This window comes from Methylorubrum populi, from assembly GCA_036946625.1.
Taxonomy (GTDB): domain Bacteria; phylum Pseudomonadota; class Alphaproteobacteria; order Rhizobiales; family Beijerinckiaceae; genus Methylobacterium; species Methylobacterium populi_C.
Genome location: JAQIIU010000002.1, coordinates 1632528 through 1659483 on the forward strand (window position 1 = coordinate 1632528; position 26956 = coordinate 1659483).

Here is a 26956-nt window from a genome sequence, read left to right on the forward strand (position 1 = left end):
CCATCAAACCCTGGGATCAAACACCTAGGGTCAAAACCCAATCAGCTTGACTGTGCGAATGGCTGCTACGGGTGGATGAACGAACCCGCTCGCGCGGGATGGGTGGCAGCTTCGAGGTCGGCGGATTGACCCGAACGCCCTGCGCCGATTGAGGGGCGCCCAGCTCGGGCGGACGATCCCGGCTCCCTTCCTTCGAGCGGAGCCATCCCATGACCGTCCTTGCCGTTCCCGCCGCTGCCGGCGGCTCGCTGCGTCAGCGCCTGATCGACGATATGACCCTGCGCCGGTTCTCCCGGGCGACGCAGCGCAACTACATCCGCGACGTCGGGCGGCTGGCTGCCTTCCTGCGGCGATCGCCCGATACCGCGACCGGCGACGACCTGCGCCGCTTCCAGATCGCCCAACAGGAGGTCGGCCTCGGCGTGCCGACGATGAACGCCATCGTCTCCGCCCTGCGCTTCTTCTTCGTCCACACGCTCATCCACGACTTTCGTACGCCTCACGGCGACCGAAACTCTTCAGGATCTGCCGATCCGCTTTCGGGCCGCAATGGCGTGAAGCGGACGTCGCCGCCGCGCTTGTCTCCGACCCGTAGGCGGAGTTGTCCCATCCTGCCACCCACGGCAGGATGAGGCTATGGAGCCCGACGAGGCATAGGATGACGTGGCGGCTACATTGGCTTGAGGCGTCCGGCGATTTGGGTCCCTGGCGTAGCACCATCGCCGAGGAGGTCGAGATCGCCCGAAAGGCTGTAGCGGGCGTGCTGCCAGTGTCACCACTCGATATCCTCGTGCAGCGTCTGCCCGGCGCGGTGATCCCGGAGACTGGCACGACAGGACAGGCCATGCGCCCTGGCTTGTTCTCCCTCACCATCGACCCCGACAACCCCAACTTCTCGCGCGCACTGCGCAATGGAGACCTGCGCCGGACCGTGGCGCACGAGGCCCACCACTGCATGCGCATGGCCGGTCCCGGCTACGGCTGGACGCTGGGTGAGGCCCTGGTGAGCGAGGGCTTGGCGGGGCAGTTCGTCAGCCGCCTGTTCAGCTCGCCACCCGAGCCGTGGGAATGCGCCGTCACCGACGAGGTGCTCGCGGCCAACTTGCCGGACAATGCGACGCTCGTGGGCAACGGACATGACCACCGCGCGTGGTTCTTCGGCTTCGGAGGACGGTATCCGCGCTGGCTCGGCTACACCCTCGGCTACCGGATCGTGGGCGACTGGCTGGAAGCGGGGGCGGATACTGGCGGCGACGCCTGGGTCAACATCCCCGCGCACGAAGTCATCAAGGCGGCCCGCGGGCGCACGCTGTCGAACCTCTGATAGCTGACCAGCAGGGGCCGCTTCCGACCCCGAGACGAAGTTGCCAAACGGCCTACGATGGCTGCTTTCGGGATCAGCCGGTGACTGTCCGCACGACTGGCATGGGTCGAAACGTGCCGGATGGCGTCGGTTCGCTACGGGTGTACTCCAGCCGAACCGAAAAGGCCGGTCTGTTTCGGATGCCGGCGAAGACCATCCGAAACGAACTTTTTCAAAAGAACCATCCATAGGAAACCAGCATAGCGAAATGCCGTGAAGCGGACATCGTGAAGGTCTGCGTGAGATCGAGAGCGGATCAACCCCAACGATCAGCTTCGGCGATCCGCGCATCGTCTTCTTCCGGAAGACCGGAGCCGCCTTGCGGAATGCTGCGAGACCGGACGCCTCACCCCCGCGTCGCGGCATCGACATGGATGTCGCGCCCCCGCGTCTCCGGCAGCAGCCCGGCGGCGACCGTGCCGATCAGGCTGAAGGCGGCGAGGTAGTAGGCCGGGGCCATCCGGTCGCCGGTCGCGGCGATGAGCCAGTTCACGAGGTAGTTCGTGCTGCCGCCGAAGATCGAGACCGCGAGGGCGTAGACGATGGAGAGCCCGGCGCTGCGCACCGCCCGCGGCAGCGATTCGGGGATGCCGACGATGATCGCCGCCGCGTTGATCGAGGACAGGGCCGAGAGCAGGAAGGTGACGGCGTAGACGCTGAGGGCGCTCGGGGCGCGCAGCATCCACAGGAAGGCCGGCACGGCGAGCACGAGGATCAGCGCGCGCGGCCAGATCATCACCGGTTTGCGTCCGAACCGGTCGGCGAGCCAGCCGCCGAGCAGGGGGAAGGCCACCGAGGCGAGGCCGAGCGCGATCGGCACGGCGTTGGCCGCCATCTCCGAGAGGCCGAGCGTCGCCCCGGCATAGACCGGCATGTTGGTGCCGACGGCGTTCGAGACGGTCGAGGCGGCGATGACGAGGAAGGTGAGGCCGAGCATCCGCCCGTGCCGGCGCAGCAGCCGGCCCAGCACCGCGCCGGTCGAGGACGCGGCGGCGGGGTCGAGGCCCTCGCCCGCCGTCTCCGGCAGGTGGCTGCGGATCACGAGGCCGACGGGCACGACGAGGAGGCCGAGGCCGAACATCAGCCGCCAGCCCCAATCGGCCATGGCCGCATCGCCCAGAACCAGCGTCAGCCCGGTGGCGGCGAGGCCGGCGACCAGGGCGGCGCAGCCCTGGCTGGCGATCTGCCAGCTCGCGACGAAGCCGCGGTGGCGGGCCGGGGCCGCCTCGATCAGGAAGGCGGTGGAGGGCCCGACCTCGCCGCCGAGCGCCAGCCCCTGGATCAGCCGCCCGGCGATGACGACGACCTGCGCCCAGCCCCCGAGCACCGCCGTGCCGGGGCAGGCCGCCAGCATCAGCATGCCGACGGCCATCAGGGCGATGGTGACGAGCATGGCGGGCTTGCGCCCGGCCCGGTCGGCGAAGGCGCCGATCACGACGCCGCCGACCGGGCGCATCACGTAGCCGATCCCGAACAGGGCCAGCGAGGCGAGCAGGCTGTCGGTCGCGCTGTCCGAGGGGAAGAAGGCGGCGCCGATCGACTTGGCGAAGAAGGCGTAGATCGTGAAGTCGTAGAATTCCAGCGCGTTGCCGAGGACGACGGCGCCGACCGCCTTCCGGTCGAGGCGGGCCGGCGCCGCATGCCCTGTGTCGTGCGCTGTGTCATGCGCTGTGTCATGCGCGGGATCGTGGAAGGTCATTCGTGTCCTTGCGTGGCCAAGGCACCGGGCAAGGCACCGGGCGCGGTTCGAGGCGGGGCGGCCTCGCGCCGGTTCCCGCGGACCGGCGGTGCAGGTAGAAGGAATCGAACCCGGGAGGAAGGGCGCCATGCAGGAAGAACCCCGACACGTTTGCGCGAGCGCGGGCGCCCAGCCCGGCCGCCGCGCCTTCCTGAAGACGAGCCTCGGAGCCGGGTTCGCCCTCGCGGTCCAGCCGGTCGCGGCGGCGACGATCACGACGCCCACGGACGGGCTGACGGCGGACGAGGTGAAGGTGCCCTCGCTCGGCGTCGAGATCCCGGCCTACCGGGCGATGCCGGCCACGGGCGGCCCCTTCCCGGCGATGCTGGTCGTGCAGGAGATCTTCGGCGTCCACGAGCACATCCGCGACGTCTGCCGGCGGCTGGCCAAGCTCGGCTACTACGCCATCGCACCCGACCTGTTCGCCCGCCAGGGCGACGCCTCCACCGCCGACATCCCGACGATCCGCACGCAGATCGTGCCGAAGGTGCCGGACGCGCAGGTGATGAGCGACCTCGACGCGACGGTCGCCTTCGCGGGCCGGAGCGGCAGCGCCGATACCGGGCGGCTCGGCATCACCGGCTTCTGCTGGGGCGGGCGGATCGTCTGGCTCTACGCGGCGCAGTCCCCGGCGCTGAAGGCGGGCGTCGCCTTCTACGGCATCCTCGGCGGCGCGGCCGCGCCGGTCTCGGATTTGAAGCCGCGCAACCCGGTCGACGTCGCCGCCGCCCTGAAGGCGCCGGTGCTCGGGCTCTACGGCGGCAAGGACGACACCATTCCCGCCCCGATCGTCGCCGAGATGCAGGAGAGGCTGAAGGCGGCGGGCAGCCCCTCGCGGATCGAGGTCTACCCGGACACGCCGCACGGTTTCTTCGCCGATTACCGCCCGACCTACCGCGAGGCCGCGGCGGCGGACGCCTGGGCCAAGCTGCGGGCGTGGTTCCGCGAGCACGGGGTCGCCTGAGCCGTCCCGGGTCAGGCCGCGTCCCGACGAACCGTGCCATCAGCGCCGCGGCGAGACACAGGGAGCCGGCGGGCACGAAGGCGGAGAAATCCTCGCCGGCGTCGGTCGCGCCGACAAGCGAACCCGCAACCTACGACCGGCCTCGGCGCCCCATCACGGATGGATTCCGGGTTCCGCTCGCGGCCCCGGAACGACGGCCGCGAGGGACTGGGGAGAGGCGCTGAAAGAACGTCGGTTCGCGTCCGGCGCCCTGTCGTCCGCGCCGCCGGTTTCGGGGCTGACGCCGCGCACGATCGTGCTATGGGCGTGCCGTCCCGGCGATGCTTCGCCCGCTCTCGAACCACCGCCCGCCCTTGCGTCTCCTCGTCGTCGCCATCGGCCGCCTGAAGAACGGGCCGGAGCGGGATCTCGCCGTCCGCTACCGCGAGCGCGCCGTCGCGCTCGGCCGGGGCCTCAGCATCACGGCCTGCGACCTTGCCGAGATCCCCGAATCCCGGGCGCGCCGCGCTCCCGACCGCGTGGCGGAAGAGGCCGAGGCGATCCTGGCGCTCGTGCCGGCGGATGCCGCGGTGATCGCCTGCGACGAGCGCGGGCGCTCCGACTGGCCGAGCGAGCGCATCGCCGCCCGGGTCGGAGCGTGGCGCGACGCGGGGCGCAGCGCCCTCGTCCTCGTCGTCGGCGGGGCGGACGGGCTTCACGAGCGCGTGCGGGCCCGCGCCGACCATATTCTCGCCTTCGGAGCGGCGACACTGCCGCACGGTCTGGTGCGCGTGCTCGCCCTCGAGCAGGCCTACCGGGCCCTGACCATCCTGGCCGGTCACCCCTATCACCGGGGCGATCCCGAGGCATGAGACGAGCGGTGACGGCTCACCCACGGCGCGCGCCCCTCCCGACCGCCCTGCTGACGGCCCTCGCCGTCGCGGGCGTCGTCGGCGCGCCGGTGCGTGCGCAGCAGGGCACGCCCGATCCGGAGGCGATGCGGCGCACGCAGGAGGAGCGCGACCGGCGCGCCCAGAGCCTCGGGCAGATCGAGGAGGCGCTCGCGGCGAGCGCCGGCAACCGCGCCGCGCTCGAAGCCGAGATCGCCGCGATCGGCTCGGACCGGACCAAGCTCAGCGCCGCCCTGCTCGATGCCGGGCGCCAGGCCCGGGCGACCGAGGATCGGCTGAACCGGCTGGAGGAGCGCCTGCGCGCGCTGACCGACAGCGACGCGGCGATCCGCAAGTCGCTGATCGCGCGCCGGGCGGTGATCGCCGAGATCCTGGCCGCGCTCCAGCGCATGGGCCGGCGCCCGCCCCCCGCGGTGCTGGTGCGGCCCGAGGACGTGCTCGCGGCGATCCGCACCTCGATGCTGCTCGGCGCCGTGGTGCCGGAACTGCGCGGCGAGGCGGACACGCTGGCGGGCGACCTCGCCGAACTGGTGCGCGTGCGCGGACTGATCGCCGCCGACCGCGAGGCCCTCAGGAAGGATCTCACCGGCTGGGCCGCCGAGCGCCAGCGCCTCGACGCCCTGATCGCGGCCCGCCGCAGCCGGCAGGCGGAGGTGGAATCCAGCCTCACCGCCGAGCGCCAGAAGAGCGCCGAACTCGGCAGCCAGGCCAAGTCGCTGAAGGATCTCGTCGACCGGATGGAGGGCGAGTTGTCGAGCGCCCGCCGCGCCGCCGACGAGGCCCGGGCCGCCGCGGAGCGGGAGCAGCGGGCGGTCCAGGAAAAGTTCGCGGCGGCCGGCGCCCGCGATCCGGCCCGGCTCGCGCCCAAGGTGAGGTTCGCCGAGGCCCGCGGCGAGCTGCCCAGGCCGGCGAGCGGCACCCTCGCGCGCGGCTTCAACCAGCCCGACGGCCAGGGCGGCACCACCCGCGGCATCTCGCTGCGGACGCGGGCCAAGGCCGTCGTGTCCTCTCCGGCGGACGGCTGGGTCTCGTTCGCCGGGCCCTTCCGGTCCTACGGCCGTCTCTTGATCATCAATGCGGGCGACGGCTACTATCTCTTGCTCGCGGGGATGGATCGGATCAACGTCGAGGTCGGCCAGTTCGTGCTGGCGGGCGAACCGGTGGCCGTGATGGGCGAGGGCAGCGGCATCCCGGCAAGCACGCCGCCGAACGGGGCGCAGGCTGCGTCACAGAGGGACGATGATCGCGCCGATCCCGTCCTGTACGTCGAGTTCAGGAAAGACGGCGGCTCCATCGATCCGGAGCCCTGGTGGGCGAGAAGTTCCAGCGAGAAGGTTCGCGGATAATGCGCAAAGTGTCCCTCGTGTTGCTCGGCGCGGCCCTCGGCATCGGCGCCTCGGCCCTGTCGACCCAGACCCAGCTCCTGTCCGGTACGAGCGCCATCGCGGCCTCGGCCGAGACCTACCGCCAGTTGAGCCTGTTCGGCGACGTGTTCGAGAAGGTGCGCACCGACTACGTCGAGAAGCCCGACGAGTCGAAGCTGATCGAGGCGGCCGTCAACGGCATGCTGACCTCGCTCGACCCGCATTCGAGCTACATGGACGCGAAGGCGTTTCGCGACATGCAGACGACGACGCGCGGCGAGTTCGGCGGCCTCGGCATCGAGGTCACCATGGAGGACGGCCTGATCAAGGTGGTCTCGCCGATCGACGACACGCCCGCCTCCAAGGCCGGCCTGCTCGCCAACGACATCATCACCCAGATCGACGACGATCAGGTCCAGGGTCTGACCCTGAATCAGGCCGTCGACAAGATGCGCGGGCCCGTGAACTCCACGGTGAAGCTGAAGATCTCCCGCAAGGAGTCGAAGGACCCGATCGACGTCTCGCTGACCCGCGACATCATCAAGATCCGCCCCGTGCGCTCGAAGGTCGAGAGCAACGACGTCGGCTACGTGCGCCTGACCCAGTTCAACGAGCAGACCTTCGACGGCCTCAAGACGGCGATCGAGAAGCTCCAGACCGACATCGGCGCCGACAAGCTCAAGGGCTACGTCCTCGATCTGCGCAACAACCCGGGCGGCCTGCTCGACCAGGCGGTGATGGTCTCCGACGCCTTCCTCGACCGGGGCGAGATCGTCTCGACCCGCGGCCGCAACCCGGACGAGACGCAGCGCTTCTCCGCCAAGGCCGGCGACCTCGCCAAGGGCAAGCCGATCGTCGTGCTGGTGAACGGCGGCGCGGCCTCGGCCTCCGAGATCGTGGCCGGCGCCCTTCAGGATCACAAGCGCGCGACGATCATGGGCACGCGCTCCTTCGGCAAGGGCTCGGTGCAGTCGATCATCCCGCTCGGCGGCCAGGGCGCCCTGCGCCTCACCACCGCGCGCTACTACACGCCGTCCGGCCGCTCGATCCAGGCCAAGGGCATCGAGCCGGATCAGGAGGTGCTGCAGGAGGTGCCCGACGATCTGAAGGGCAAGGACGAGACCAAGGGCGAGGCCGGCCTGAAGGGGCACTTGAAGCAGAAGGATGTCGAGGAGCGCGGCGGTTCCTCGGCCTACATCCCGCCGGACCCGGCCAAGGACAAGCAGCTCATCGCGGCGGTCGACTTCCTGCACGGCATCCAGAAGGGTGCGGCCAACGTGACGAAGCCCGCCACGCAGAACTGATCGTCCCGCCCGCGGTGGACAACCGCCGCGCGGTTAGCGAAAGATTAACCATGACGGCCCGCAATACCGGCTCAGACCGGGTTTGCGGGCCGTCTCTCGTCGAAGGCCCGCCTCCGGTCGTCCGATCATGCGCCAGCGGGGCGGGACGGCGGGTGAGCGACGCGGCCGACGACATCCTGACGAAGCCCCTCGGTGTCGGGGGCAAGGCGGTCCGCGCACGCTTCGCCCTGCGCCCGACGCCGGGCGCGGCGGCCGGCGCCGTCTCGCTGGCGCTCGCCCTCCTCGCCGCCGGCGTCGCGCTCACCGGCGATCCCCGCGGCGGCGAGCCCCGCGCGAGCGCGACGATCGAGATCCGCGAGCCCGCCGCGCCCGCTCCGCGCGTGGCCGAGGCTGCGCCGCCGACCCTTCCGGGCCCGTCGCAATCGGCGCGGGAGGTCGAGCAGGCCTCCGGCGTCAGCGTGGTCCGCCCCGACGGCTCGACCGCGCCCGACGCGCCGGTCATCATCCGCGTGCCGAACGCGACCCAGGTCAAGCTCAACCCGGCGCCCGACCCGCGCCTGACCGAGCGCGGGCGCCACGGCCCCCTGCCCCGCATCGGCGAGGGCCGGCTGCGGCCGCTCGACGTCTACGCCCGGCCGGAGGAGCCCGGCACCAGCCCGCGCATCGCCGTGCTGGTCTCGGGGCTCGGGATCGGCGAGGCCGCCACCCTGGGCGCCATCGCCCGGCTTCCCGCCGCGATCAGCCTCGCGCTCTCGCCCTACGGCGGCGATCTGGAGAAGACCGCCGCACGCGCCCGCGAGGCCGGCCACGAGATCCTGCTCCAGTTGCCGATGGAGCCGTTCGACTATCCCGACAGCGATCCCGGACCGCAGACCCTGCTCGCCGCCGCGCGGCCCGGGGAGAACCTCGACCGCACCGCCTGGGCGATGAGCCGGTTTCCCGGCTTCGTCGGCGTGGTGAACTTCATGGGCGCCAAGCTGATGAGCGAGGCCGCCGCCCTGGAGCCGGTCCTGAAGGAACTCTCCGCCCGCGGGCTCGGCTTCGTGGACGACGGAAGCTTTCCCGGCACGCCGTTCGCGGGGGTGGCGGCCAGGACCAAGCTGCCGGCCGCCCGCGCCGGGATCGTGGTCGATGCGGTCCCCCGGCCCGACGCCATCGACGCGGAACTCGCCCGCCTGGAGACGCTGGCGCGGCAGAAGGGTTTCGCGCTCGCCTCCGCCGGCGCCTCGCCGCTGACCATCGACCGTCTGTCCCGCTGGTCGCGGGATCTGGAGGCGCGCGGCGTGCGGCTGGTGCCGGTCTCCGCCTCCCTCCGGCAGGCGGGCGGCGTGGCGAAGCTGTCGAGCGCCGCGCCCTAACGCATCGTCTTTTCCGACAAGCCGGCAACCACCTTTCGGAACCGCCCCAGAAGAACGATGTTCGATATCGGCCGGGCCTTTCCAGTGTTCCGCGCGGACAACTGCGTCCGGCATCGGCCAGGGAGCCGAGTGGAGACAGCGCCTCCAACGATGCTTCGATGACGATCGCTTCCCCACATGACAGAACCAAAACTTACACATGCAATATCTGTAACGGCGAGTACTATCTAATAATACCGACGGCTCCAACGAACCGCGAAGAGTCCAATCCGGAGTGCGACAAACGAATCCGTTCAACAGTTGGCGATCCGGTAACTGTTTAACCGGCAGGATCGTTCCGCCCGCAGAGCCGATCCGGGCATGAGGTTCCTGCCCGGAGTTTTTCGTGTCGCTCCAATCCCTTCCCATCCGCAGCAAGCTGGTCGCGTCCTTCGCGGTGCTGACGCTCTTCCTCGTCGGCCTCGGGACACTCGGACATTTCAGTACCCAGGCCATGCGGGAGCAGGCGCTCGACATCGAGCGCAACTGGCTCCCCAGCATGCGCCTGCTCGGCGAGATCGACACGGCGGCGGCGCGGATGAACGGCGTGATGCTGCGGCACAGCCAAGCCACCGACCCGCAGATGGTGGCGGCCATGGAGCGGGACTTCGAGCGCTTCGGCAAGCTCGTGGCCGACAGGCGCGCGGCCTACGAGCCGCTGATCGCCTCCCCCGAGGAGCGGGCGCTCTACGAGACCTATCTGCGCGAGAACGCCGTGTTCGAGGCCGAGCGCAGGGTCGTGATGGACCTCTCGCGCCAGGGCCGGAAGGCCGAGGCCTTCACCTACTACGAGTCCAACGGCCTCGCCCCGCGCCGGGCGATGTCGGCCGCCCTGGAGAAGCTGATCGCCTTCAACAACGAGGGCGCCGCCCACGCGATGGAAACGGGCGAGTCGGTGTTCCGGTGGGCCCGCAACCTCGGCTTCGCGGTGACCGCCCTCGGGCTCGTTTTCTCGATCCTGCTGGCCCTGCTGATCATCCGCGGCGTGACCCGCGGCATCGCCTCGGTGGTCGCGCCGATGCAGGCGCTGGCCGCGGGCGATCTCTCCGTCGCGATCCCGCATCGGGGCCGGCGGACCGAGATCGGGTCGATCGCCGATGCGGTGCAGATCTTCAAGGACGGCCTGATCCGGATGCGCGGCCTGGAAGAGGAGAGCGCGCTGGCACGCGCCGGGGCCGAGGCCCAGCGCAAGGCGGCGATGCACGAGACGGCCGACGGCTTCGAGCACGCGGTCGGCGGCGTCGTCAGCCTCGTCTCGGCCGCCGCGAGTCAGTTGCAGGCCTCGGCGCAGGGCATGACCGCCGCCGCGACCCGCACCGCCGGCCAGTCGGTCAGCGTGGCGGCGGCGGCGGAGGAAGCCGCCGCCAACGTCAACACCGTCGCGGCGGCGGCCGAGGAACTCGGCGCCTCGGTGCAGGAGATCGGGCGGCAGGTCGGCGGCTCGTCGATGCTCGCCCAGGCCGCGGTCGGCGAGGCGGCGCGGACGGCCGCCCATGTGCGGGAACTGAGCGCGGCGGTCGCCAAGATCGGCGACGTGGTGACGATGATCACCACCATCGCCGGGCAGACCAATCTCCTGGCGCTGAACGCCACCATCGAGGCGGCCCGCGCCGGCGAGGCCGGACGGGGCTTCGCGGTGGTCGCGTCCGAGGTCAAGGAACTCGCCAACCAGACGGCCCGGGCGACCGAGGAGATCTCTGCTCAGATCGGCCGCATCCAGGACACCACCGGCCATGCCGTCACGGCCATCGGCAGCATCACCGGACGGATCGAGGAGATCAGCGCGGTGGCCGCCTCCATCGCGGCGGCGGTGGAGCAGCAGGGCGCGGCCACGCAGGAGATCGTGCGCAACGTCTCCCAGGCGGCGATGGGCGCGGGCGAGGTGACGAGCAACATCGCGGGCGTGGCCCAGGCCGCCGAGGAATCGGGCGCCAATGCCGCCCAGGTGCTCGCCGCCTCCTCGGAGCTGTCGCGCCAATCCGCGCATCTGAGCGGCGAGGTCGGCCGCTTCCTGGCGCGCGTGCGCGCCGCGTAAGGATCGCACGGCGGGCGGGGACGGGCGCGGGGGGCCGCCGGGGCGGCGCCCGCGCCTTTTCATGGACGCGTCGGAGCCGTGCGGTCGGTGCAGGTCGGCGTTGCCCGCATCGGTTCGGCCTCCTATGGTCGCGCCGCCAGCACGAGCCCGCGATGACCCGCCCCAGCGACGACCTCCTGCGCCTGCCCGAGGGCAGCCCGCTGCCCTACCGCCCCTGCGTGGGCGTCGCCCTGTTCGGCCGCGACGGCCGCGTCTTCATCGGGCGGCGCAGGCGCGAGGCGGGTCCCGAGCACGTCGACGGCGATCGGGCCTGGCAGATGCCGCAGGGCGGGATCGACGCCGACGAGGCCCCCCTCGACGCGGCCCTGCGCGAACTCCACGAGGAGACCAACGTGCCCGCCGAGGCGGTGACGCTGCTGGGCGAGACCCGCGACTGGCTCGCCTACGACCTGCCGCCGGAGATCATGAAGCAGGCCTGGAAGGGCCGCTACCGCGGCCAGCGCCAGAAATGGTTCGCCTTCGGCCTCACCGGCAGCGAGGCGGCGATCGACGTGGACGCCCCCGGCGGCGGCCGGCACAAGCCCGAGTTCGACGCGTGGCGCTGGGAACGGCTGGAGGCGCTGCCCGACCTCATCATCCCCTTCAAGCGCCCGGTCTACGAGGGCGTGGTCGCGGCCTTCTCGGGGCTGTCCGGCTGGCACGGGGCGACCGGCGAACCGGCGCGGGATCCGGCATGACGCGCCCGCGGCTGACCCGCGGCTGATCCGATGCGGTGGTGGCTCGTTCCCCTTCTCGCCGTGGTGGCCTGGTTCGCCTACACGCTGACGCCGTTCTGGTCGCTCTACGGCTTCGCCGCCGCCGTCCAGGCCGGCGACACGGCGGCGGTGGAGCGGCGGGTCAACTTCCGCACGCTGCGCCTGTCGCTCGCCCGTCAGATCAGCGCCGCGGTGAAGGCCGACAGCACCGCGCTCGATCCGCGCGAGCGGCAGCGCATCGCCGACGCGGCGGCGGCCTTCGCGCTGCCGGTGATGGAATCGGCCCTGACGCCGGAGGCGGTGATCGATCTCCTCGACGACGGCTGGCCGCAGGGGGCCGAACTCGCTGCGCCCGCCGACCGGCACGAGCGGCGCGACGGGCTGCGCATCCCCGACCTGAAGCGGCTGCTGCGCTACTATCTCTCCTCCGACATGCGCGGCTTCCGCTCCGTGGTGGTCGCGGTCCCGCCGGACCGGCCCCGCCACGAACAGTTCCGCCTGCGCCTGCGCCTGCGCGACTGGGGCTGGCGCCTCGTCGATATCGAGCTGTCCGAGGATCTGCGCACCCGCATCGGCGAGAAAGCCGCCGCCGGGGCCGCGCGCCTGCGCGACAAGGGCTCCGCTCCGGACAGGGCGGCACCGGACGCGGCCCCTCCCCAGTCGCCCTGACGGCCGACGCCGCGCCGACACGAAGGGCCCTGGCTTTTATTCCGCGGCTCCGTAGATGATACGGTCGCCGCCTGATGAGAGCGGCGACCGTATCGGCAAGCCTGCGCGGCGCTTGAGCGAAGCCGGCATCCGCCATCCCGAAGGGATCGATCGGATGCCATGTGAGCCGCCACGATCGGCCCCGCTTCCGGAGCACCGTCTTGAGCCAGCCCGCCGCCCACGACCCCGACGCGGATGTTTCGGCCTCCGGGCCGGGGCGGCGCCTCGGGGCGGGCCTCCTCGTCGGCACCCTCGGCGTCGTCTACGGCGATATCGGCACCAGCCCGCTCTACGCCCTCAAGGAGGCGGTGCGCGCGGCGAGCCAGGGGACCGAGCCGAGCGCGGCCGCGGTGACCGGTGCCGTCTCGCTGATCCTGTGGGCGCTGATCCTCGTCGTCTCGCTGAAATACGCGGTGCTGATCCTGCGCGCCGACAACCGCGGCGAGGGCGGCATCGTCGCGATGCTGGCGCTGCTCGGCGCCCGCCACGCCCGGCCCGGCTCTTGGCAGGCGCTGCTGCTCGTCGTCGGACTCGTCGGCGCCGCCCTGCTCTACGGCGACGGGGCGATCACGCCCGCGATCTCGGTGCTCTCGGCGATCGAGGGCCTCAAGGTCGATGCCCCGAGCCTCGACCGCTCCGTGGTGCCGATCGCGCTCGCGATCCTCGTCGCGCTGTTCCTCGTTCAGCGCCAGGGGGCGGCCTTCATCGGCCGGATCTTCGGCCCGGTGATGCTGCTCTGGTTCGTCGTGCTGGCGGCGATGGGCGTGGGCGGCATCCTGCAGGCGCCGCAGATCCTGTCCGCGGTCAATCCGCTGCGCGCCGTGGAATTCACGGCCCATGCCGGCCTGCATGTCGGCTTCGCCATGCTCGGCGCCGCCTTCCTCGCGGTCACCGGCGGCGAGGCGATGTATGCCGATCTCGGGCATTTCGGGGCGCGGGCCATCCGGGTCGCGTGGTTCGCCCTGGTGCTGCCGGCGCTGGTGATCCACTATTTCGGGCAGGGCGCGATCCTGCTGGTCGATCCGTCCGCGGCCGAGAACCCGTTCTACCGCCTCGCGCCGACCGCCCTGCATTACCCGCTGATCGGGCTGGCGACGCTGGCCGCCGTCATCGCCTCGCAGGCGGTGATCTCGGGCGTGTTCTCGCTGACCCGGCAATCGATCCAGCTCGGCTTCCTGCCGCCGCTGCGCATCGTCCACACCGCCTCCGACGAGCGCGGACAGATCTACGTGCCGACCGTGAACTGGATCCTGGCCGCCGCCACCCTCTCGGCGGTGCTGATCTTCCGCTCCTCCGACGCCCTGGCGGGCGCCTACGGCATCGCCGTGTCGCTGCTGATGGCGATCACGACGCTGCTCGCCGGCCTCGTCGCCCGCAAATGGGGCTACGCGCTCGCCGCCGTGCTCGCCGTCAACGGGTCCTTCCTGCTGATCGACCTGATCTTCCTGTCCGCCAACAGCGTGAAGCTGTTCGAGGGCGGCTGGTTTCCGCTGCTGCTCGCGGGCGCCGTCGCCTTCCTGATGCTGACATGGCGCAAGGGCAATGCCTGTCTGGAGCAGGCACGCAGGGCCCTGCGCCGGCCGGAGGACCGCTTCCTGGACGGCCTGCGCCGGGATCCGCCGAAGACGCTGCCGGGCTCGGCGATCTTCCTGTCCTCGGCCACGGAGGGCGTTCCGCTGCCGATGATGCGCCTCGTCGAGCGTCTGGGCGCGCTGCACGCCCGCATCCTGATCGTCACCGCCCTGTTCGAGGAAACGCCGACGGTGCCGCGGGAGGAGCGCGCCGAGGTCACCGAGATCACCCCCGACATCCGCCGCGTGGTGCTGCGTTACGGCTTCATGCAGACGGCCTCGATCCCCGAGGGCCTGGACTGCGCCGTCGGCGCCGGCCTGCTGCCGCGGGAATTCGCCGAAGACGTCACGGTCTTCGTCGGCCACGAGACGATCGTCCCCGTCTCCGACCGGCGCGGCATGTCGGATTGGCGCGAGGCGGTGTTCGCGGTGATGCAGAACAACGCCGAGCGCACCGGCGTCCACTTCGGCGTGCCGGCCCGCCAGGTCATCGAGATCGGCACCGAGATCGAGATCTGATACCGTTTCCGATCGATCGCTTCGGGTTTCGCCACCCTCCGTCATCGCGAGCGGCAGCGAAGCGATCCAGGACGCGCGACCTGTCCGGAAAGGGCGCGACCTGGATCGCCACGGCTTCGCCTCGCGATGACGTAGGAGAGGCCGAAGTCATCAACCGGATATCGTATGAGGAGCGCTGCTCGTGTCCCAGTGCTACTCGTCGCCCTGGCCCTTGCCGGTCATCCGGAGCTGCGAGGCGACGCATTCGCGCATCGCGTCCTCGATCTTGGCCTTCTGCGCGTTCGCGTAGCCGGCCACCTCGTCGATGCATTTGACGAAGTAGCCCGCGGTGAAGCTCTCGTTGAGCGAGACGAACGACTTGCCGAAGCGGGTGGCGAGCTGGAGGCGGTCCATGGCCGAACTCTGCCGCCACGCCTCCAGCGTATCGGTCATGGTCAGGGCCTGCGCCGTCCCCGGCAGGAGGACGGCGGCGAGGAACAGGGCGGAGAAGCGGCGCATCGTGCAAGAACCTCCCGACTGCATTTTCTGGTTTTTCCGCGTGTCGCTTCCGAATACTCCCTCGTTCGATCGAATGAATAAGGGCGAATCGGATGAAGCAGTCAGATAAGCCGTGGAGATCGGCGAGACAGCCGGACCGCCGGAACTCGTCTCTTAAATTGCTCTGAGAATTGTGCGGGCGATTGGCCTCCACGCTGCGCTCTCGCTCATCGCCGCCACTCGGAAAAACCGACGACGCGGTGGACCAGGCGGCGGCCGCGCGCCGTCTCGCCGAACGGGGCGAGATCCCACTCCCATTCCCGCTCGGGCGCGCCGAGCCGCGCGCCGTAGAGCAGGTCGTGCCGTGCGTGCACGCGGCCCTGCCGATCCTCCTCGGTCTCGTCGATGTCGGTGACGAGGCAGACCTTCGCCGACAGCCGGGCCAGCCCATCGAGATGCCCCTCGACGATGCGCCGGCCGAAGGCGTCACCCTCGTCGGGTGTCCAGGGACCGAAGCCGCGCCGGGACGCCTCCAGCCGCTCGACCGGCCGGATCGGCAGTTGCGACAGGAGGTTGGCCGAGATCACGAGATCGGTCGAGGGCGCGGCGCAGACCGGCGGCAGGCCCGGTTCGAGGTCGGGGGCCGTGCCCACCATCAGCGCCATGGCGCCGCTCAGATCCGCCGTCAGGATCTCGACGTTGGGGAATGCCCGCGCGGCGCGCAGGGCCGGCCGCGGATGAACCGCGTCGACCAGCACGACCCGCCGGAAGCTCCCGGCCAGATCGTCCAGCGGCACGTCGGCGAGAGGACCGGAGCCCAGCACCACGGCGGTGTCGCGCCGCCGCGCCGCCGCGATGGCCGTGCGCATCGCCGCTCGGCTGGCGTCGAGGTGCGGCGCCCACGCCTCCCGGCAGCGGCGCGCCCGCGACATCAGCCAGATGCTGTCGCGCCGGTAGCCGAGCCGGCGCTGGGGGCGCGGCGCCGGGGTGGTCAGGAGGTGAAGGAGATCGAGCAGCACGTGAGCCTCGTCCCGAAAGGTGGCGGCGGGCCTTCGGAAAAAGACGACGCGACATCGGGAATCTGGAGCATCGTGCCGGCTCCGGAAGCCGCTCACCCTGCGAAGACGGCGGCGATCTCGCCCGGCCCCAGAATCCGGAACGCCCCCGCCTCCAGATCGGCCGGCAGGGTCAGGCCGCCGACGCGGTCGCGGTGGAGCGCGTCGACATGGTTGCCGAGCGCCGCGAACATGCGCCGGACCTGATGGTAGCGGCCCTCGTGCAGCGTCACGGTGCAGCGGGTCGCGTCGGAGGCTTCCATCTCCACCGGCAGCAGCGGCTTGTCCTCGCCCTCCAGCATCAGTTCGCCGGAGGCGAGGATCGCCGCCTCGTCGCCCTGGAGCGGGCGGGCCAGCGTCACCGCGTAGCGCTTGGCGACGTCGGCCTTGGGCGAGATGATCCGGTGCAGCAGGGCGCCGTCATCGGTCATCAGCAGCAGGCCCGAGGTCTCCTTGTCGAGGCGCCCGACCGTCGAGACGGCGGGATCGCGTCGCCGCCAGCGCTCGGGCAGCAGGCCGTGGACCAGCGCCCCCGCCTCCTTGTGCGAGCAGGTGACGCCGAGGGGCTTGTGCAGCATCAGGCAGACGCCCGGCAACGGATCGAGCCCCTCGCCCTGGACCGTCATCCGGGCCGGCAGGTCGGGATCGAGCGGGATGCGCTGCGAAGCGTCCGTCAGCGCCTGCCCTTCGAGGCGGATGCGGCCGGCGCGGGCCAGCCCCTCCACCTCCCGGCGGGAGCCGTAGCCGAGATTGGCGAGCAGCCGGTCGAGCCGCACCGCCTTCACTTGCGCGCCTCGAACAGCTTGTAGCCGCCTTCCGTCACGCCCGGCGTGACGGTGCGGAAGGCGGCGCGCAGGGGCGCCTCGTAGGGCAGGTGGGCGTTGGCCACGAGATGCAGCGTGCCGCCGGGCCGCAGGGCCGCCGCCGCGCGGGCCATGAAGATGCTGCCGAGCGCCTGATCCTCGGCGCCGCCGTCGTGGAAGGGCGGGTTGGTGACGACGAAGTCGAGCCCCGACAGGGCCGGCTCCGGCCCGCGCAAGTCGGCCCAGTGCACGCTGGCGCGCGCCTCGCCCACATTGCGCCGGGCCATCTCGACGGCGCGGCGGTCGATGTCGACCAGCGCGAGCGAGGCGACCTTTTCGGATTTCAGCACCGCGCGCGCCAGGATGCCGAGGCCGCAGCCGAAATCCGCCCCGCGCCCGGAGAGCGTCGGCAGGTGGCGCAGCAGCAGGGCGGTGCCGGGATCGAGCCGGTCCCAGGAGAAGAGGCCGGGCTGGGTGCAGAGGCCGAGATTGTCGATGTGGCGCGGGGCGCCGCCCGCGACGGCGACATCAAGGCCGGCGGGCGCCTCGGGCCGTGTCGCGGTGCAGATGCGGTGATGGCGCCGCGCCTCGTCGGTGACCGCGCAGCCGAAGCCGCGCAGTTCCTTGGCGAGCCGCGCGCCGCCCTTGTCCTTGGGCGCCAGCGCCACCAGCCGACCGCCGGGCCGCAGCGCCCGGAGCGCCAGGGCCAGGGCGTAGCGGCGCTCGGCCGTGCCGGGCGGTGCCAGCAGCAGGGCGGCGTCGAGGCGCGCCTCGGAGACGTCCTCCAGGCGCGCGGAGCCGGGGATCAGCGGCGAGACCTGGGCGGCGCCGTCGGGCACCTCCGCGAGATCCGCCGGGGGGAGGCCGTAGAGGAGGGCCCGGATGTTTGAATCGGGGTGGAGCATGGGGGTTGCGTTCAGGCCGGGGTCACCGACGTCAGGAGTTCGTCCAACCCTCTCCCTCATCCTGAGGTGCCCGCCTCGGCGGGCCTCGAAGGATCATCCAGGAAACGCGCGGGCACTGGAGGATCCTTCGAGGCCGCCGCTCCGCGACGGCACCTCAGGATGAGGGTGAGGGTTGGACGAGGAGAATAGAGGTCAGCCGGTCGGGAATTCGAGGCCCATCTCGCGGTAGCGAGCGGGATCGTCGGCCCAGTTCTCGCGGACCTTCACGTGCAGGAACAGGTGGACCCTGGCCTCGGCGGCCTCGGCGATCTCGATGCGGGCCGCCTGCCCGATCGCCTTGATGGTCTGGCCGCCCTTGCCCAGCACGATCGAGCGCTGGCTCTCGCGCTCGACGAAGATGGTCTGCTCGATGCGCACGGAGCCGTCGGGGCGCACCTGCCACTGGTCGGTCTCGACGGTGGAGCGATAGGGCAGTTCCTCGTGCAGGCGATCGTAGATCTTCTCCCGGGTGATCTCGGCGGCGAGCATCCGCAGCGGCGCGTCCGAGATCTGGTCCTCGGGATAGAGCCAGGGGCCGGGCGGCATCCGCCGGGCGAGCGCCTTGCGCAGGTCGGCCACACCGTCGCCGTTGAGCGCCGAGATCAGGAAGGTGTCCTCGAACGGCACCGTCGCGTTGAGCCGGGCCACCAGTTCGAGCAGGCGCTCGCGGGCGATCAGGTCGATCTTGTTGAGGATCAGGATCCTGGGCCGCTTCACCTCGGGCAGGCGGCGCAGGATGGCCTCGACCGCCTCGTCCACGCCCTTGCGGGCATCGACCAGCAGGCAGACCGCGTCGGCATCGGCCGCGCCGCTCCAGGCGGAATGCACCATCGCCCGGTCGAGGCGGCGCTTGGGCGCGAAGATGCCGGGCGTGTCGACGAGCACGACCTGCGCCTCGCCCTCCATGACGATGCCGCGCACCAGCGCCCGCGTCGTCTGGACCTTCCGCGAGACGATCGAGACCTTGGCGCCGACCAGCGCGTTGAGCAGGGTCGACTTGCCGGCATTCGGCACGCCGATCAGCGCGACGAAGCCCGCGCGCGTCTCCCGCGGGGGTGCGCCTTCGCCGACCTCGTGTTCCGGCTCGTGCTCAGACATCCGACTCGACCATTCGCGGCTCAACCACTCGTGCCACCCTGTCCCTGCGTCCCGCCGATGTTTTCGCGCGCGAGGACGGCGCGGGCCGCCTCCTGTTCCGCCACCCGCTTCGAGGCGCCCTCGCCGTAGCCGGGCTCGATGCCCTCGACCCGCACCGCGATCCGGAACACCGGGGCGTGGTCGGGCCCTGAGCGCTCCACCACCTCGTAGAGGGGGATCGCGAGGCTGCGCGCCATCGCCCATTCCTGCAAGGCCGATTTCGCGTCGCGCCCGCGCGGCGCCGCGGTCTCCTCGCCGAGGCGGAAGGCGCGCTGCACGATGGCGCGCGCCGCCTCGTAGCCGGCGTCGAGGAACACCGCGCCGAGGATCGCCTCGCAGACATCGGCCAGGATGGTCTGGTTGCGCCGCCCGCCGGTCTGGATCTCGCCGGGGCCGAGGTTGAGGTGCGGCCCGACCTCCCAGGCCTCGGCCACCGCGGCGCAGGTCTCGCGCCGCACGAGGCCGGCCAGCCGCCGCGACAGTTCGCCCTCCTCCGCGTCGGGCAGCACCTTGTAGAGCGTCTCGGCGACCGCGAGCCCGAGCACCCGGTCGCCCAAAAATTCCAGGCGCTGGTAGCTGCCGACCCGGCCGGACTGCCCGGCCTTGCTGACATGGGTGAGCGCCAGCGGAAGCAGGGTGGGGTCGGCGAACGTGTGGCCGATCCGTTCCTCCAGCACGGCGAGGCCCGGCCGCGGACGGTGCGCGCGCCGGGCGCGGCTGGAGGAACGGTCCCGTGCGGTTTCGTCGCCCGACATGGCATCGTCCTTCGCCATGTCAGCGGATCGCCGCCATGAAGCGGCTCCAGCGCAAGGCCGCCGTCGCGGAGCTGTTGCCTCCGGCCGCGTCAGCAAAAGAGAACAGGACAAGATCGGCCCGGCCAACCAAGTTTCGGATCGGAACGTAGCCGACACTCGCCAGATCCCGCGAATCGACGGAATTGTCGCGGTTGTCGCCCAGGGTGAAGACGTGCCTGGCCGGAACCTCGTAGACTTCGGTATTGTCATAGAAGCTGCGGTCGCCGTCGCGCTCGATCACGCGAAAGGTCGCGCCGCCCGGCAACGTCTCCTCATACTGCGCCACCTTGTCCACCTTGCCGTAGGACTGGACGAGCTCGTAATCGGCGACGCGCTCACGCTTGACCGGTTTGCCGTTGATGGTGAGCACGCCCTCGATCATCTGGATCGTGTCGCCCGGCAGGCCGACCACGCGCTTGATGTAGTCGGTGGCGTTGTCCTTCGGCAGCTTGAACACGATGATGTCGCCACGTTTGGGCAGCGCACCGGGCAGCAGCGTGCCCGCCAGCGGATAGGGCAGCACGTCGCTCAACGGCAGCGAATAGCGAGAGAAGCCGTAGGCGTACCGCGACACGACCACGTAGTCGCCGACGACGATCCCCGGTGCCGTCGATGTCGAGGGGATGCTGTAAACGCGGAACAGAAAGGGACCGACGGATAGCAGTGCCACACAGATCCCGGTCGCGACGGCGAGGCCGGCGAGCTCGAGAAACCCGCCGCGCTTGGCACCGGGTTTTTTGGCGAGGTCAATCGTCGTCACATCAGTGGATCGTGGAGAAGATGCGGTTCCAGCGCACGTCGGTCGGCCAGCGCCAGAGCTGCCACGCCGGGGTGCGCTCGTCGATCGAGAAGAAGATCATCTCGGCCCGGCCGACGAAGTTCTCGAAGGGCACGTAGCCGACGCTGGCGAGATCGCGCGAGTCGGTCGAGTTGTCGCGGTTGTCGCCCATCATGAAGAAGTGACCCGGCGGCACCGTGTAGACCTCGGTGTTGTCCCAGAAGCCGCGGTCGCCGTCGCGCTCGATCACCCGGTGCGTCACGCCGCCCGGCAGCGTCTCCATGTATTGCGGCACCCTCACGGTCTGGTCGAAGGCGTCGAGCGTCTCGTAGTCGGCGATGCGCTCGCGCTTCACCGGCTTGCCGTTGATGGTGAGCACGCCCTCGATCACCTGGATCTTATCGCCGGGCAGGCCGATCACGCGCTTGATGTAGTCGGTGGCGTTGTCCTTCGGCAGCTTGAACACCGCGATGTCGCCGCGCTTCGGCTCGGCCGCCCAGATCCGGCCCTGCGCCTGGAACGGCAGGTATTCGGACAGCGGCAGCGAGTATTTCGAGTAGCCGTAGGTGTACTTCGATACGAACAGGTAGTCGCCGATCAGCAGCGTCGGGATCAGCGAGCCCGAGGGGATGTTGAACGGCTGGAACAGCAGCGTGCGCACTACCAGCGCGATCAGCAGCGCCTGGACGCCGACCTTCACGGTCTCCCGGATGCTCGCCCAGGTTCCGGGCTCGGCCGTCCGGATCTCCGTCTTGCCCTCGCGATCCACGCGCGCGTGTCCCATGTCCATGAGTGATTCCGCCTTCGGCCCCGCCGTGTCGTCCGGCAGCCGCGTCCTGACGTGGCGGTGGCTGTCCCGCTGGGCGGCGGGTCTAGACCAAGCCGCGCCCGCCCGCAACGCGGGGATGGGCCGGCTCAAACCTGCGGTGCGTTTCGGAGCGGCACCGCCTCGATGACGACGAAGGCCTGCGCCAGGGGCGGTTCGTCGGTGAGGGTGAGGTGCAGCCGCGCCTCGTGCCCCGCCGGCACCATGCGCGCGAGGTGCTCCCGCGCACCTCCGGACAGGCGCAGGGTCGGCTTGCCGCCGGGCAGGTTGACGACCTCCATGTCGCGCCAGAACACGCCCGCGCCGATGCCGGTGCCGAGCGCCTTGGCGCAGGCCTCCTTGGCGGCGAAGCGCCGGGCGTAGGAGGGGCCGCGGGCGGCGCGCCGGTCGCACTTCGCCCGCTCGCCGTCGGTGAAGACGCGGTGGGTGAACCGGTCGCCGAACCGCTCCAGGGAGTTTTCGATGCGACGGATGTCGCAGAGGTCGGTGCCGATGCCGAGGATCACGGTTCGAGTTGCCGCCGCGCCCGGTCCATCGCCGCGCGCATGTCGTGGACCGCCTGCCGCAGGCCGACGAAGATCGCCTCGGCGATGAGCGCGTGGCCGATGTTGAGTTCGCGGATCTGCGGCAGCGCCGCCACCGGCCCGACGCTCTCGACGGTCAGGCCGTGGCCGGCATGGATCTCCAGGCCGAGCCCGGCCCCGTGGGCGGAGGCGCGCACGATCCGGTCGAGTTCGCGCGCGATCTTCGCCGCGTCGCCCGCGATCACCGCCTCGCAATAGGAGCCGGTATGCAGCTCGACCACAGGGGCCCGCAGGGCGTGGGCGGCCTCCATCACCGCCTCGTCGGGCTCGACGAACAGCGAGACGCGGATGCCGGCCTCCGACAGCGCCGCGATGCGGGGGGCGAGATGCGCCCGGCTGGAAACGATGTCGAGCCCGCCCTCGGTGGTGCGCTCCTCGCGCTTCTCCGGCACGAGGCAGGCGGCGTGCGGGCGGGTGGCCAGCGCGATGCCGACCATCTCGTCGGTCGCCGCCATCTCCAGGTTGAGCGGCACCGGCAGCCGTCTCAGGGCCTCGATGTCGGCGTCGCGGATGTGGCGGCGATCCTCGCGCAGATGCGCGGTGATGCCGTCGGCGCCCGCCGCCACGGCCTCGCGGGCGGCGCGCACCGGATCGGGCGAGAGGCCGCCGCGGGCGTTGCGGACGGTGGCGACGTGATCGATGTTCACGCCCAGGCGCAGGGACGACACGGGAGCTTCTTCCGGCTTCGACGGGAACGGGCTGCCGGTTTAGCGGGTGCCGCCGGGGCTTGGAAGCGCCCGCGACGCGGAGCATGCCGACACGGGACCGGATCGGCGGCACCACGCCGCCTCGCGGCCGGTGCGCCGGCTCGGGCCTCGGAAGGAAGACGGCCCGGGACGCCCCAGCGGGCTCCCCCTCGCATCGCGCCGCGATCGGGGTGACGGCGCGCGATGCGGCGGTGCAGGCAGTTGCGCCGGCCGCGCCGATCGCCAGATTGAGCCGCGCCGGCCCGACCGGCAGTGAAACGCTTGAGCGCCCATGCACGGCACGTTGTCCCGGCCGGTTTCCCCGCCCTCGCGGCCGGCCTCGGCCGCCCGGCTGCCGCTCATCCTGCGGCTGGCGCTGCGCGAACTCCGCGGCGGCCTTTCCGGCTTCCGGGTGTTCATCGCCTGCATCGCGCTGGGCGTGGCGGCGATCAGCGGCGTCACCTCGATCGCCGCCTCGCTCTCCGGCGGGCTCGGGCGCGAGGGCCGGCGCATCTTGGGGGGCGACATCACCTACGGCCTGATCAACCGCGAGGCGAGCCCGGCCGAGCGCACCGTGCTCGACGGGCAGGGGCCCGTCGCCGAGGTCGCGAGCCTGCGGGCCATGGCCGTGGCGGGCGACGGCGGGGCGGCCCTGGTCGAGTTGAAGGCGGTCGATTCCCGCTATCCGGCGGTCGGCGCCGTCGAGACCGACCCGCCAGGACCGGTGCAGGACCTCATCGCCGAGCGGAACGGCGTCCACGGTGCCGTGGCCGACCCGGCCCTGCTGACCCGGCTCGGGCTGAAACCCGGCGACCGGGTGACGCTCGGCGGCTTTCCCGTCGAGATCCGCGCCGCGCTGGTCTCCGAGCCCGACCGGATCGGCTCCGGCATCGGCTTCGGGCCCCGCCTGCTCGTCTCGCTCGGCGCCCTGCACGCCACCGGCCTGATCCAGCCGGGCAGTCTCAACCGCTTCACCTACCGCCTGCAGGTGCCGGACGCGGACGACGCCCGCCTCGCCGCCATCGACGCGGCGGTCCGGAAGGCCCTGCCCGAGGCCGGCTTCGAGATGCGCGCGCGCGACAACGCCGATCCGCGCTTCGCCAAGGGCATCGAACGCTTCACGCAGTTCCTGACGCTGGTCGGGCTCACCGCGCTCATCGTCGGCGGGGTCGGCGTGGCGAACGCCGTGCGCGCCTTCGTCGACGGCAAGCAGGGCTCGATCGCCACCCTGAAGAGCGTCGGCGCGCCGGGCTCGCAGGTGGTCGGGCTCTACCTGATCCAGGTCATGCTGATCGCCGCGATCAGCACCGCGCTCGGCCTCGCCGTCGGCGCCGCCCTGCCCTTCGTGCTCGACGCCGCGCTGCGCGACCAGTTGCCCCTGCCCCTCGACCCCGAGATCGCTCCGGCCCGCCTCGCGCTCGCCGCCGCCTACGGCCTGCTGACGGCGCTCGCCTTCGCGATCCTGCCGCTCGGCCGCGCCCACGACGTCTCCGTCGCCGGCCTGTTTCGCGACACCGTCGATCCGGCCGGGCGCCGGCCGCGTCGGCGCTACCTCGCGGTGCTCCTCGCGGCCCTCCTGGCGCTCGCCGGCCTCGCCCTCTTCACCGCCTTCGACCGGAAGGTCGCGCTGATCTTCATGGCCGCCGCCGCCCTGGCCTTCGGGGCCCTGCGCCTCGTCGCGTCGGGGCTGACGGCCCTGGCCGCCCGCCTGCCCCGGCCGAAGGGAATGGTGCCGCGCATGGCGCTGGCCAATCTCCACCGCCCCGGCGCGCTGACGCCGGCGGTGGTGCTCTCGCTCGGCCTCGGCACGACCCTGCTGGTGGCCCTCGGCGCCATCGACAGCAACATCACCCGCACCCTCGAAAGCTCGCTGCCGGGCCGCGCCCCGAGCCTGTTCTTCCTCGACGTGCCCTCGCGCGACGCCGAGGCCTTCTCCGCCTTCCTCGGCGCCCACGCGCCCGACGCGAAGATCGAGCGGGTGCCGATGATGCGCGGCCGGATCACCGCCCTCGACGGCGTGCCGGCCGGGCAGATCAAGCCGCCGGAGGACGCCGCCTGGGTGCTCGACGGCGACCGGGGCATCACCTACGCCGACGCCCTGCCCGACGGCTCCTCGCTGGTCGAGGGCGCGTGGTGGGGCGAGGAGGAGGCGCGCCGGCCGCTCGTCTCCTTCGACGCCGAGCTGGCGCACGCCCTCTCGCTCAAGGTCGGCAGCAGCGTCACCGTCAACGTGCTCGGCCGTTCGATCACCGCGCGGGTCGCCAACCTGCGCAAGATCGCGTGGCGCTCGCTCGGCATCAACTTCGTGATGGTGTTCTCGCCCGGCACCTTCCGCGGGGCGCCGCACGCCGATCTGGCCACGCTGACGCTGCCGAACGGGCCCGACCCGAAGCTGGAGGCGGAGGTGGTGCGCGACGCGGCCAGGGCCTTCCCCTCGGTGACCAGCGTGCGGGTGAAGGACGCGCTGGAAGCGGTCAACGACCTCGTGCACAAGCTCGTCCTGGCGATCCGCGGCGCCAGCGTCGTCGCGGTGCTCGCGAGCCTGCTGGTGCTCGCCGGCGCGCTCGCCGCCGGGCACCGCGCCCGGCTCTACGACGCGGTGGTGCTGAAGGTGCTCGGCGCCACGCGGATGCGGCTGCTCTCGGCCTACGCCCTCGAATACGGCGCCCTCGGATTCGCCACCGCCGTCTTCGGCATCCTGGCCGGCTCGGTCGCGGGCTGGGTGATCGTGTCCCGCGTCATGCGCCTCGACTTCGCGCCCGATCCGGCCGGGGCGCTTGCGGTCGCGGGCTTCGCGGTGGTGTTCGCGGTGGTGGTCGGGCTCGCGGGCACCTGGCGCATCCTCGGCCAGAAGCCGGCGCCCTATCTGCGACAGTTCTGAGAGCCTGTTTGACTGCGGTGATCCCATCTCGCCCCTCATCCTGAGGTGCCGGAGCGCAGCGGAGGCCTCGAAGGGTGCTCCAGAAATCGCGCGGGATCTGGAACACCCTTCGAGGCCGCTCACGCGGCACCTCAGGATGAGGGTGGGGATGGGAGCCTGGCCTTCTCGCCTTGCCGTTGCCTGGCGAAGACACGTCGGCCGGTCAAACAGGCTCTGAGACCATCGACATACGTTCAATGAGGAGATTTCATCCATGAAAAATCATGAAAATCTTGCGCCTCCGTAAGGCTCGAAAACGCGGCCGTTCGACCGAAGCCCACTTGTTTACGGCTGTTTCAGCGAACATATTCGGGCACGAGGCGCACTCGGGGCGCCAGGGGTCGCGCGTGGCCCCCGTCACAACTCCGCGCCGGGAGCTTCCAAGGGAAACTTTCATGGCATTCGACAACAGCCCGTTCCGTGCCGGCGCCCAGCCGCAGGGGTACGCCGGCTCTCCGGTCGAAGTCGACCAGGGCCTGCGCAGCTTCATGCTGGGCGTCTACAACAACATGGTCGTCGGCCTCGGGATCTCGGGTCTCGTGGCGCTCGCCCTCAACATGGCCGCCGTCGCGCAGACCGGCGCCGGCCGCCTCGCCCTGACGCCGTTCGGGCAGTTCCTCTACACCAGCCCCTTCAAGTGGGTGCTGATGCTGGCGCCGCTCGCCTTCATCTTCGTGTTCTCGTTCCGGATGGACCGCATGTCGGCCTCCTCCGCGCGCACGATGTTCTGGGCCTTCGCGGCGGTGATGGGCGCCTCGATGTCCACCCTGCTGCTCGTGTTCACGGGCGCCAGCGTGGTGCGGGTGTTCTTCATCACGGCGGCGACCTTCGGCGGCTTGAGCCTCTACGGCTACACCACGAAGCGCAGCCTGTCGGGCATGGGCTCGTTCCTGATCATGGGCCTGATCGGCCTGATCATCGCCTCGCTGGTGAACCTCTTCCTGGCCTCTTCCGCGCTGCAGTTCGCGATCTCGGTGCTCGGCGTCCTGATCTTCGCCGGCCTGACCGCCTACGACACGCAGAAGCTCAAGGAGATGTTCCTCTACAGCGGCCTCGACGCCGAGGGCGCGGCCAAGATGTCCGTCAACGGCGCCCTGACGCTGTACCTGGACTTCATCAACATGTTCCAGTTCCTGCTCTCGCTGCTCGGCGACCGCCGCTGAGCACCGCGACTGCAAGGGCCTGAAACGCGGAAGAGCCCCGGCCGGAAGGCCGGGGTTTTTTCGTGCCCGCAACATCCGTCCTGGCCCCGGCTCCACAATCGTGCCGGCATGCGGGGCGCGAGGCTGGAAGCGGCACCCCTCCCCCGCATGATCGGCCAATGTCTGACGACGGCAAGAGACT

The 26956-nt window shown here is 71.3% G+C and carries 24 protein-coding genes; 13 read left to right on the forward strand and 11 right to left on the reverse strand.

Annotation, left to right across the window (positions count from 1 at the left end; all coding sequences use genetic code 11):
• Window positions 1-209: 209 nt before the first annotated feature.
• Together PGN25_09655 and PGN25_09660 are read left to right on the forward strand one after the other, a co-directional pair.
• Window positions 210-632 carry a phage integrase N-terminal SAM-like domain-containing protein gene (locus PGN25_09655; protein MEH3117837.1) on the forward strand — a complete coding sequence of 141 codons (423 nt, stop codon included), beginning with the start codon at window positions 210-212 and terminating at the stop codon, window positions 630-632.
• 26 nt (window positions 633-658) lie between these two features.
• Complete coding sequence (locus tag PGN25_09660) at window positions 659-1324, forward strand: DUF2268 domain-containing putative Zn-dependent protease (protein ID MEH3117838.1); 666 nt, start codon at window positions 659-661, stop codon at window positions 1322-1324.
• 385 nt (window positions 1325-1709) lie between these two features.
• On the opposite strand, the gene PGN25_09665 is transcribed toward PGN25_09660, so the two are convergent.
• Window positions 1710-3062, reverse strand: coding sequence for an MFS transporter (locus PGN25_09665; GenBank protein MEH3117839.1), 1353 nt, complete (start codon window positions 3060-3062; stop codon window positions 1710-1712).
• Window positions 3063-3189: 127 nt separating this feature from the next.
• Between PGN25_09665 and PGN25_09670 the strand changes: the two genes are divergently transcribed.
• From PGN25_09670 to PGN25_09710, 9 genes are all read left to right on the forward strand, one after another.
• Complete coding sequence (locus PGN25_09670; GenBank protein MEH3117840.1) at window positions 3190-4065, forward strand: dienelactone hydrolase family protein; 876 nt, start codon at window positions 3190-3192, stop codon at window positions 4063-4065.
• Between the two features lie 353 nt (window positions 4066-4418).
• A complete protein-coding gene (gene rlmH / locus PGN25_09675) occupies window positions 4419-4916 on the forward strand; it encodes a 23S rRNA (pseudouridine(1915)-N(3))-methyltransferase RlmH (GenBank protein ID MEH3117841.1) in 498 nt (165 codons plus the stop codon).
• Window positions 4913-6301 (forward strand): peptidoglycan DD-metalloendopeptidase family protein, encoded by a 1389-nt coding sequence (locus tag PGN25_09680; protein ID MEH3117842.1) that lies wholly within the window; start codon window positions 4913-4915, stop codon window positions 6299-6301. Before rlmH ends, PGN25_09680 begins: the two co-directional genes overlap by 4 nt.
• The gene (locus PGN25_09685; GenBank protein MEH3117843.1) at window positions 6301-7623 is read left to right on the forward strand and encodes a S41 family peptidase; all 1323 of its coding nucleotides are present in this window, start codon (window positions 6301-6303) and stop codon (window positions 7621-7623) included. The genes PGN25_09680 and PGN25_09685 overlap by 1 nt, the downstream gene beginning before the upstream one ends.
• A gap of 152 nt (window positions 7624-7775) precedes the next feature.
• Window positions 7776-8981 carry a divergent polysaccharide deacetylase family protein gene (locus tag PGN25_09690; protein ID MEH3117844.1) on the forward strand — a complete coding sequence of 402 codons (1206 nt, stop codon included), beginning with the start codon at window positions 7776-7778 and terminating at the stop codon, window positions 8979-8981.
• Between the two features lie 385 nt (window positions 8982-9366).
• Window positions 9367-11055, forward strand: a complete 1689-nt coding sequence (locus tag PGN25_09695) for a methyl-accepting chemotaxis protein (protein ID MEH3117845.1) — start codon at window positions 9367-9369, stop codon at window positions 11053-11055.
• 152 nt (window positions 11056-11207) lie between these two features.
• Window positions 11208-11792 (forward strand): RNA pyrophosphohydrolase, encoded by a 585-nt coding sequence (locus PGN25_09700; protein MEH3117846.1) that lies wholly within the window; start codon window positions 11208-11210, stop codon window positions 11790-11792.
• A 30-nt stretch (window positions 11793-11822) separates the two neighbouring features.
• Window positions 11823-12479: a DUF2939 domain-containing protein gene (locus tag PGN25_09705; GenBank protein MEH3117847.1), complete on the forward strand. Its 657-nt coding sequence runs from the start codon at window positions 11823-11825 to the stop codon at window positions 12477-12479.
• Between the two features lie 200 nt (window positions 12480-12679).
• Window positions 12680-14608: a KUP/HAK/KT family potassium transporter gene (locus PGN25_09710; GenBank protein MEH3117848.1), complete on the forward strand. Its 1929-nt coding sequence runs from the start codon at window positions 12680-12682 to the stop codon at window positions 14606-14608.
• 192 nt (window positions 14609-14800) lie between these two features.
• On the opposite strand, the gene PGN25_09715 is transcribed toward PGN25_09710, so the two are convergent.
• From PGN25_09715 to PGN25_09760, 10 genes are all read right to left on the reverse strand, one after another.
• Entirely contained in the window at window positions 14801-15106 is a 306-nt protein-coding gene (locus tag PGN25_09715) for a hypothetical protein (protein MEH3117849.1), read from the reverse strand.
• A gap of 206 nt (window positions 15107-15312) precedes the next feature.
• Window positions 15313-16104, reverse strand: coding sequence for a hypothetical protein (locus PGN25_09720; protein ID MEH3117850.1), 792 nt, complete (start codon window positions 16102-16104; stop codon window positions 15313-15315).
• A gap of 92 nt (window positions 16105-16196) precedes the next feature.
• The gene (locus PGN25_09725; GenBank protein ID MEH3117851.1) at window positions 16197-16925 is read right to left on the reverse strand and encodes a pseudouridine synthase; all 729 of its coding nucleotides are present in this window, start codon (window positions 16923-16925) and stop codon (window positions 16197-16199) included.
• Entirely contained in the window at window positions 16922-17848 is a 927-nt protein-coding gene (locus tag PGN25_09730; GenBank protein MEH3117852.1) for a methyltransferase, read from the reverse strand. The genes PGN25_09725 and PGN25_09730 overlap by 4 nt, the downstream gene beginning before the upstream one ends.
• 192 nt (window positions 17849-18040) lie before the next feature.
• Complete coding sequence (era, locus tag PGN25_09735; GenBank protein MEH3117853.1) at window positions 18041-18985, reverse strand: GTPase Era; 945 nt, start codon at window positions 18983-18985, stop codon at window positions 18041-18043.
• 20 nt (window positions 18986-19005) lie between these two features.
• Window positions 19006-19779, reverse strand: a complete 774-nt coding sequence (gene rnc / locus PGN25_09740) for a ribonuclease III (GenBank protein MEH3117854.1) — start codon at window positions 19777-19779, stop codon at window positions 19006-19008.
• A 19-nt stretch (window positions 19780-19798) separates the two neighbouring features.
• Window positions 19799-20578 (reverse strand): signal peptidase I, encoded by a 780-nt coding sequence (lepB, locus tag PGN25_09745; protein ID MEH3117855.1) that lies wholly within the window; start codon window positions 20576-20578, stop codon window positions 19799-19801.
• Between the two features lies 1 nt (window position 20579).
• Window positions 20580-21386: a signal peptidase I gene (gene lepB, locus PGN25_09750; GenBank protein MEH3117856.1), complete on the reverse strand. Its 807-nt coding sequence runs from the start codon at window positions 21384-21386 to the stop codon at window positions 20580-20582.
• Window positions 21387-21511: 125 nt separating this feature from the next.
• Complete coding sequence (acpS, locus tag PGN25_09755; GenBank protein ID MEH3117857.1) at window positions 21512-21928, reverse strand: holo-ACP synthase; 417 nt, start codon at window positions 21926-21928, stop codon at window positions 21512-21514.
• Window positions 21925-22674 carry a pyridoxine 5'-phosphate synthase gene (locus PGN25_09760; GenBank protein ID MEH3117858.1) on the reverse strand — a complete coding sequence of 250 codons (750 nt, stop codon included), beginning with the start codon at window positions 22672-22674 and terminating at the stop codon, window positions 21925-21927. Before PGN25_09760 ends, acpS begins: the two co-directional genes overlap by 4 nt.
• A gap of 310 nt (window positions 22675-22984) precedes the next feature.
• Between PGN25_09760 and PGN25_09765 the strand changes: the two genes are divergently transcribed.
• Both PGN25_09765 and PGN25_09770 read left to right on the forward strand, forming a co-directional pair.
• Entirely contained in the window at window positions 22985-25573 is a 2589-nt protein-coding gene (locus PGN25_09765) for an FtsX-like permease family protein (protein ID MEH3117859.1), read from the forward strand.
• Between the two features lie 434 nt (window positions 25574-26007).
• Window positions 26008-26775 carry a Bax inhibitor-1/YccA family protein gene (locus tag PGN25_09770; GenBank protein MEH3117860.1) on the forward strand — a complete coding sequence of 256 codons (768 nt, stop codon included), beginning with the start codon at window positions 26008-26010 and terminating at the stop codon, window positions 26773-26775.
• Window positions 26776-26956 lie beyond the last annotated feature (181 nt).

Coding starts and splice junctions, on each gene's coding strand:
- era (MEH3117853.1), bottom strand. CDS start 18,985: ATGTCTGAGCACGAGCCGGAACACGAGGTCGGCGAAGGCGCACCCCCG.
- lepB (MEH3117856.1), bottom strand. CDS start 21,386: ATGGACATGGGACACGCGCGCGTGGATCGCGAGGGCAAGACGGAGATC.
- PGN25_09700 (MEH3117846.1), top strand. CDS start 11,208: ATGACCCGCCCCAGCGACGACCTCCTGCGCCTGCCCGAGGGCAGCCCG.
- PGN25_09765 (MEH3117859.1), top strand. CDS start 22,985: ATGCACGGCACGTTGTCCCGGCCGGTTTCCCCGCCCTCGCGGCCGGCC.
- PGN25_09680 (MEH3117842.1), top strand. CDS start 4,913: ATGAGACGAGCGGTGACGGCTCACCCACGGCGCGCGCCCCTCCCGACC.
- PGN25_09670 (MEH3117840.1), top strand. CDS start 3,190: ATGCAGGAAGAACCCCGACACGTTTGCGCGAGCGCGGGCGCCCAGCCC.
- PGN25_09660 (MEH3117838.1), top strand. CDS start 659: ATGACGTGGCGGCTACATTGGCTTGAGGCGTCCGGCGATTTGGGTCCC.
- PGN25_09665 (MEH3117839.1), bottom strand. CDS start 3,062: ATGACCTTCCACGATCCCGCGCATGACACAGCGCATGACACAGCGCAC.
- PGN25_09770 (MEH3117860.1), top strand. CDS start 26,008: ATGGCATTCGACAACAGCCCGTTCCGTGCCGGCGCCCAGCCGCAGGGG.
- PGN25_09730 (MEH3117852.1), bottom strand. CDS start 17,848: ATGCTCCACCCCGATTCAAACATCCGGGCCCTCCTCTACGGCCTCCCC.
- PGN25_09655 (MEH3117837.1), top strand. CDS start 210: ATGACCGTCCTTGCCGTTCCCGCCGCTGCCGGCGGCTCGCTGCGTCAG.
- PGN25_09715 (MEH3117849.1), bottom strand. CDS start 15,106: ATGCGCCGCTTCTCCGCCCTGTTCCTCGCCGCCGTCCTCCTGCCGGGG.
- PGN25_09705 (MEH3117847.1), top strand. CDS start 11,823: ATGCGGTGGTGGCTCGTTCCCCTTCTCGCCGTGGTGGCCTGGTTCGCC.
- rnc (MEH3117854.1), bottom strand. CDS start 19,779: ATGTCGGGCGACGAAACCGCACGGGACCGTTCCTCCAGCCGCGCCCGG.
- PGN25_09685 (MEH3117843.1), top strand. CDS start 6,301: ATGCGCAAAGTGTCCCTCGTGTTGCTCGGCGCGGCCCTCGGCATCGGC.